Annotated in this window: 6 protein-coding genes; 4 read left to right on the top strand and 2 right to left on the bottom strand. The window is 57.3% G+C overall.

Translation table 11 applies throughout. From position 1 onward, the window contains the following. The 3 genes from M3436_15135 to M3436_15145 form a co-directional block, all read left to right on the top strand. Positions 1–1,092, top strand: a 1,092-nt coding sequence (locus M3436_15135) for a carotenoid 1,2-hydratase (GenBank protein ID MDQ3565396.1), incomplete at its 5' end; no start/stop codon positions are given. Between the two features lie 321 nt (positions 1,093–1,413). Then, the gene (locus M3436_15140) at positions 1,414–2,619 is read left to right on the top strand and encodes an IS256 family transposase (GenBank protein MDQ3565397.1); all 1,206 of its coding nucleotides are present in this window, start codon (positions 1,414–1,416) and stop codon (positions 2,617–2,619) included. A 359-nt stretch (positions 2,620–2,978) separates the two neighbouring features. Then, positions 2,979–3,467 (top strand): hypothetical protein, encoded by a 489-nt coding sequence (locus M3436_15145; protein ID MDQ3565398.1) that lies wholly within the window; start codon positions 2,979–2,981, stop codon positions 3,465–3,467. A 171-nt stretch (positions 3,468–3,638) separates the two neighbouring features. Here M3436_15145 and M3436_15150 read toward each other — a convergent pair whose 3' ends face one another. Together M3436_15150 and M3436_15155 are read right to left on the bottom strand one after the other, a co-directional pair. Further along, a complete protein-coding gene (locus M3436_15150) occupies positions 3,639–5,174 on the bottom strand; it encodes a radical SAM protein (GenBank protein ID MDQ3565399.1) in 1,536 nt (511 codons plus the stop codon). A 93-nt stretch (positions 5,175–5,267) separates the two neighbouring features. After that, complete coding sequence (locus tag M3436_15155) at positions 5,268–5,492, bottom strand: hypothetical protein (GenBank protein MDQ3565400.1); 225 nt, start codon at positions 5,490–5,492, stop codon at positions 5,268–5,270. A gap of 797 nt (positions 5,493–6,289) precedes the next feature. Here M3436_15155 and M3436_15160 point away from each other — a divergent pair. After that, positions 6,290–6,518: YbhB/YbcL family Raf kinase inhibitor-like protein (locus tag M3436_15160; protein MDQ3565401.1), on the top strand; the 229-nt coding region annotated here is incomplete at its 3' end.

Consider the following 6,518-nt stretch of genomic DNA (forward strand, 5'->3'; position numbering starts at 1 on the left):
AATCTCTGGGAACCGTCTGTTTCAAGCCAACGCCGAGACAGTATTCACCTGAGCGCTGCTTTAAACAGCGGGGATGACGATGAAGGTTATGCGCGCGCCTATGCGCCACGCCTCTTTTCATTCCCCCAAGACCATGGCCCGCATCCACAATTTCGCACGGAGTGGTGGTATTTCACTGGGAATCTCGACGATCGCAACGGACGTCCCTTTGGTTACCAACTCACTTTCTTCCGCATCTGCATGTCCTCCAAACCCGTCACGGCCGTTTCTCCGTGGCAAACCAACGAGTTCTACACGGCCCATTTCGCCCTCTCCGACATCACCGGCAGGACGTTCCATAGCCACGAGCGTTTCAACCGTGCCGCCATGGGCCTGGCAGGAGCGAAAGAACACACCCTACACGTCTGGCTCGACAACTGGTCGGTGGAGCCGCAAAGGAAGAACATCTTCCCCTTGCGCTTGCGTGCAACTCAAGATGACGTCGCTATCGACCTCATGTTGGAGCAAGGCAAGCCTCCGGTGCTCCAAGGCGACCAGGGACTCAGCCAAAAGAGTGCCGAACCGGGCAATGCCTCTTACTATTACTCTCTCACCCGCATGCCTACTTCTGGCACGATCCACATTCGCGACCAACGCTTTGCCGTCCACGGCTCGAGCTGGATGGACCGGGAGTGGAGCACCAGTGCGTTGGGGGACGATCAGGTGGGTTGGGACTGGTATTCACTCCAGCTCTCCGACCAGCGCGAGATCATGTTCTATCGTCTCCGCAAGCGCGACGGTAGCACCGACAACTATAGCGCCGGCACATTAGTTTCACCAGATGGCACGGTGCAGCGGTTGGGCCATCAAGACGTCGAGATCGCGACGCTCTCCCACAGCAAAAGCCCCCGCAGCGGTGCCCTTTACCCCGCCCGGACGCGACTGAACCTCCCGAAAGAGGAGCTGGTGCTTGAGGTTGCGCCATTACTCGCTGACCAAGAGCTGGATGTGTCGGTGCGTTATTGGGAAGGAGCGATCGCGGTTCGCGGCACGGCACAAGGTGTGCCCGTAAACGGGCGGGGATATTTGGAGTTGACCGGGTATGCAGAATGATGGTAAGCGGTTGACGACCTGTGGGATGGACAGCCGAAGCATTGCGTTCTCCATCTGTAGTGCTGCGCGAGAGCGAAAGCAGGCTGTCAGGAACGCGAGAAAGGTGCGGACAAGGGTAAACATTATGGATAGCGTTAGGGTGTCGAGGATTCTTTGTCACCCTACAATCCAAATGCCTTCCCCGAGCTAGATCTGGGGCTTATTTAGCTACATATGGATTTTCGGGAAGCACAGGCAGCTCCCGTGGTAGGTGAGAGTGTAAGGAATTTTGTGTTTTAGGCTATACGTTAAATGTGAAGAGAGGAACGACGTATGGCGAACATGAACATCACGAGTGAATTACTGGATAGCCTACTAGCGGGGCGCGATCCAAAGACGGTTTTCGAGCAAGGTGGCTTGCTCGACGAACTGAAAAAGGCGCTGGCCGAACGCATCCTGAGTACCGAGCTGGATCACCATCTGGGTCAGGACGAGGAACAGGCTGTTGGGAATCACCGCAATGGCCGTAGCCAGAAGACGGTGCTGACGGAGAGTGGGAAGCTGGAATTATCGATTCCCCGCGATCGTCACAGCCGCTTTGAGCCGCAGCTGATTGCGAAGTACCAGCGCCGGTTCCCTGGTTTCGACGAAAAAATCATCTCCCTATACGCCCGAGGTCTCAGTACCCGTGAGATCCAGGCGCACTTGCGGGAGCTGTATGGCACGGAGATCTCGCCGGAGTTGGTCTCGGCGGTGACGGATGCGGTGCTGGAGGAAGTCGGCGCCTGGCAGAGCCGGCCGCTGGAATCGGTGTACGCCATTGTCTTTTTCGATGCCTTGCGGGTGAAGATCCGCGATGAGGGGACGGTGAAGAACAAGGCGGTGTATTTGGCGATTGGGATCCGCTGCTCGGGGCATCAGGAAATTCTCGGGCTCTGGATTGAACAAACCGAGGGGGCCAAGTTCTGGCTACGGGTGATGACCGAGCTACGTAACCGTGGCACTCAGGACATCCTGATTGCGGTCGTCGATGGCGTAAAAGGCTTTCCGGAAGCGATTACGGCGGTCTTCCCTGAGACCGTGGTCCAGACCTGCATCGTCCATTTAATCCGCTACTCGATGCAGTTTGCGTCGTGGAAGGAGCGAAAAATGATCGCCGCGGCACTCAAGCCCATCTATCGTGCTGAGAACGCCGAGACAGCTCGCGAACGGCTCGAAGCCTTCGATGCCGGTCCTTGGGGGCAGAAATACCCGGCCATCGCCCAAAGCTGGCGGCGGCACTGGGAGGAGGTCATCCCGTTCTTCGCCTTCGCGCCCGAGGTCCGGAAAATCATCTACACCACGAACGCGATTGAAAGTTTACACAGCCAAGTGCGCAAAGCCGTGCGCAGTCGCGGCCATTTCCCCAGTGACGAAGCCGCGACTAAACTGTTGTGGTTGGTCTTGCGGAATATCTCTGAAGGATGGAAGAATCCGCCCATCGTCTGGCATGCCGCGAAGACCCAGTTGGCGTTGCAATTTGAACAACGGTTCATCGTGAATTCATAACGATGAGCATGAACGGCCTAAACACAAAAAATCTGACACGCTCTGGTAGGTCGTCTTCATTACTTCTTAGTCTGTTTCCACAGCCTCCGAAGATCTTCTCGTAGAAGGCCGACACTTTCGCCGGATCCTCCGACATCAGTTCCCAATGAACAATGGGTCTACCCATTATCACTCTCCACATTGAAATGCAGACAGTGTCCCAGCAGCTATACGGCTATGGAAAGTGGCACTGCCGCACGCTTACGCCTTCCGTACTCATTATTGAGCCCCCACTTCGGTAGCAGTTCGGGTACGAAGCGATAGATAATTGCGGGTCGGTGTTGAATGCGTTGAATGCGTCGTCAATACCCGCAGCCACGATGGGCAACAACGTGACAGTGCCCGACTACCGGACCGCGCAAGAACCGCGCACGAGCATCGCATGCGACGCCGCGCGCCGCGTCACTCGAGGTGCGGCCTATCTCTTTCCGCCGGGCTTCGTCGCAGTGGTGGGTTTTTTCGTCGGGCGTTTTGCTGCGGGCGTTTTCTTCGGGCTGCTCGCCTTCCGCGTGACCTTAGGGGGTGCTTTCGCAGTCTTCACCACAGGTTTCATTGCTTTTGCCATCGGTGTTGCTCCGGGGTTTGAGGGTATCAAAATCAGTTCAGTTACTTCGCCCGCTCATATTGTTGAGCACCTATCTTCATGTAGCGTAGTAACTCACGCTAACTATAGCTATGAATACTCAAGAAATCAAGGCGCTGAGGCAGATCGATTGCCGGGACCGATTAAAAACCCAGTATCATGCTTTACACACGCGTGCGACACTTACCCTGAACAAAGCAGTTCAGGGAGCGATGCTGTGACCTGAGGTGAGGCGTTGAGGCCCGGGGATTAGTGCTCGACGGCCAGCGCGATGCCTAGGATCGCGAGAGCGAGCTGTATGGGTGCCGATTGCGGTCGCTAGCGCCACGGCGATGTGGGTTGGCGACTTTGGCGGTCCTCGCCGGTCGGGTGACACGAGATGACAGGTGCTGGTTTTTTAAGCCGGATGCGATTCCCAGAATCGTCCCTGCTCGTACATGTAACGGATTTGCATGTATTGGAGCAGCGATCCCATCACGAAGCCCAGCAGTTCCGGTTTTTTGTAGAGCTCCCGCGTGATTCTTGACCACATTTCCTGCTCCTGCGGCCCGAATCGCTCTAATTTCGATAGAAGCGCCAGACTATCGTGGTCCACGGTACGGAGATCCCCACCGGGATCCCGTTTGGCTTTACCACGCCGGGGGCCCCCGCTTTCCCCCAGTGCGGCCATGAACCGCAGAACCCGCTCTCCGAATGCAGAAGGCTGATAGAGCTTATTGCAGAGCCCTTGGATCCCCTCTAACAACTGCTCCCGCGTCATTTGGCGGGGAACGATGTTGGTGTTCCACGGCGCGGCGGCAACCTCCGATCCCCCGGATACCAAACGCCCCTCCCTCGCCATCCGTTCGTGAAGCGGGGTTGCCGCGGGGGCCACCAGAGCCCCCAGGCTGAATATCGGGATGGGCATAGACATGGCGAATTCGTACTGGCGGTCGAAAATGTCCGGGCCGTCCGAGTCAAAACCCACGATCATGCCTGCGGTAACCGCAATACCATGGTCGAGGAAGCGCTGCACTTGATCGGCGAGGTTAATCCGCAGGTTCTGATGCTTCTTGGTCTCTCGTAGACTGTCTTCGTTCGGTGTCTCGATGCCGATGAAAACGTGCGTGAGCCCCGCCTCGGCACACAGCTCCAGAAGCTCCTCATCTTTCGCGGCATCGATGGACACCTGGGTCGCGAAGCCAATCTCCCCGCGGTCACGCCGCGAATTCCAATCCCGCAACGCCGCTAATAGCTCTTTTGCCCGACCGCGGTAAGCCGTGAAGTTGTCATCGGCGAGAAACACGAAGCGGTGGCCAATCCGGTAGAGCGCATCGAGCTCTCCGAGCACCTGCTCAACCGGTTTGTGCCGTTGCTTGCGCCCGAGGTATTGGATTACATCACAGAATTCGCATTCGAACGGGCATCCGCGCGAGGTCTGAACCGTGCCGGAAAGAGCCCGGTCATTGGGATAAAGGTCCCATCTCGGTCGCGGAGAGTGACTCAGATCCGGCCTGCTTCCAACGTACTCGGTTTTCCAGCCACCACCCCTGAGATCGGAAAACAATTCCTCGGCGATATCTTCCACCTCCCCGCGCACGAGAATGTCACAGTAGGGACGAACGACCGCCGGGCACAATGACGCGTAGGGACCGCCGATCACGACCATCTTTCCTCTCCGTTGAAACTCCCGAGCGATGTTCCTCATGTGGCCCCACTGGGTGATCTTTCCCGTGATCCCCACCCAATCGGGGGCACAATCGAAATCGACGGGCGCTATATTTTCGTCGCACAGCCGTACCTCGAAGTCGCTGGGCGCCATGGCGGCCAGTGTTACAACAGCAAGATCGGCCATCAATGTCACGGGCCGAAACCCGTTGGCGGCGTAAACTTCCGCGCCAAAGTAGGTGGGAAAATCGCAAGCCGGGTTTATTAGGTAAATCGCCTTTGCCATTCGTCTAGGCCCCTTGATTTAGAACGGGCAGTGAAGCACAACACGATTGTGACCAGCTGAATCGGCGTTTGGTTTAGTCTATCAATGACGGTGTTAGCGATAAAGAAGAATGGACTCACCGGCGCGCAGACGCTCGCGCGGGTCATCCAGGGGCTCGTCCTGGAGCGATCGGGACAGGGCAATATCATGCGCACGCGGCCGCGCGAAGCCAACATCGGGTTGCCGAATGCGATGGGTACTCGCACGGGCGGGTTGCGAGCCTTGCTCGGATCTGGTTTCATAGGTCGGCGCTCGTCGCGTGATTGGTCTCTGTTTCACGCCAGTCCTACTCTCTGGCGCCACCAGGATAAACCTTGGCGTCCTTGAATGGAGCATACCCGTCCATTTCCATCCTTCCCCAGGACAAGTGGGTAATAGCAGGTGAACGCCTGCTTTGATCCATCACTCGGGCCTCGCAATCTCAGATGGTTACCCAATCACAACAACCCGTAGAGCGGAAGATCAGACGCTCTAGCCGAAAATTCTAACGACGTAAGTTAGAGTCTACCACACGGTGTCGCCCAGATAAGCGTAAAGCGCAGCATAGCGCTGCCTTCGCATAGTTTCAGGGACAGTTTAAGTTGCGAGCTAACGGTCAACCCCTTCGCAACTGTTCGTGGCCGCCGCTGTTGATGGAACAGAAAAAGCCAGCGATCGCAGTGACACGATCTCTCCGAAGCTGACCTTTCAGAGGTCTGCACGTGCTGTTCAACAATCGCGATCAGAACTATGCGAAATGCCACGAAGTTCATCGCGTGATTGTCCGGGAGTGGCTGAGACACCGACAGTGCGGTACAGATGGCCATGCGAGGCCGATCTGATTGTTGGTCTCGCTACAGAGATCTACGCTGGCAAGTGCAGCATGCCAGCGGATAGCAGGACTCGTTCCGCCATCGCCATGACTTTGTCCTTGGCTTGAGGAACTGCGGCACACTGTCTATGATGTCAACCGGCAAACTCCGAAGGCGGAAGGGGGGCGTTCCATGCATCGGTCCGCGATCGGATTCATCACCACCCCGCTGTGCCTGCTCGCGCTGGCGGCCCACAGCCTGGCGGCTGAGAAGGAGGCAAAACCCATGAGCCTGTCACTGACCTCGTCGGCCTTCGCCCACAACGGCACCATCCCCCAAGCATACACCTGCGACGGCAAGGACATCTCACCGCCATTGGCCTGGACCGGAATTCCCTCGGAAACGAAAAGCTTCGCCCTCATCCTCGACGACCCTGACGCCCCCGATCCGGCAGCGCCGAAGATGACCTGGGTGCACTGGGTGCTCTACAACCTCCCGCCGACCGCCGCCGGGC

Source organism: Pseudomonadota bacterium, from assembly GCA_030859565.1.
Taxonomy (GTDB): Bacteria; Pseudomonadota; Gammaproteobacteria; order JACCXJ01; family JACCXJ01; genus USCg-Taylor.

Coding starts and splice junctions, on each gene's coding strand:
- M3436_15140 (MDQ3565397.1), top strand. CDS start 1,414: ATGAACATCACGAGTGAATTACTGGATAGCCTACTAGCGGGGCGCGAT.
- M3436_15145 (MDQ3565398.1), top strand. CDS start 2,979: ATGGGCAACAACGTGACAGTGCCCGACTACCGGACCGCGCAAGAACCG.
- M3436_15150 (MDQ3565399.1), bottom strand. CDS start 5,174: ATGGCAAAGGCGATTTACCTAATAAACCCGGCTTGCGATTTTCCCACC.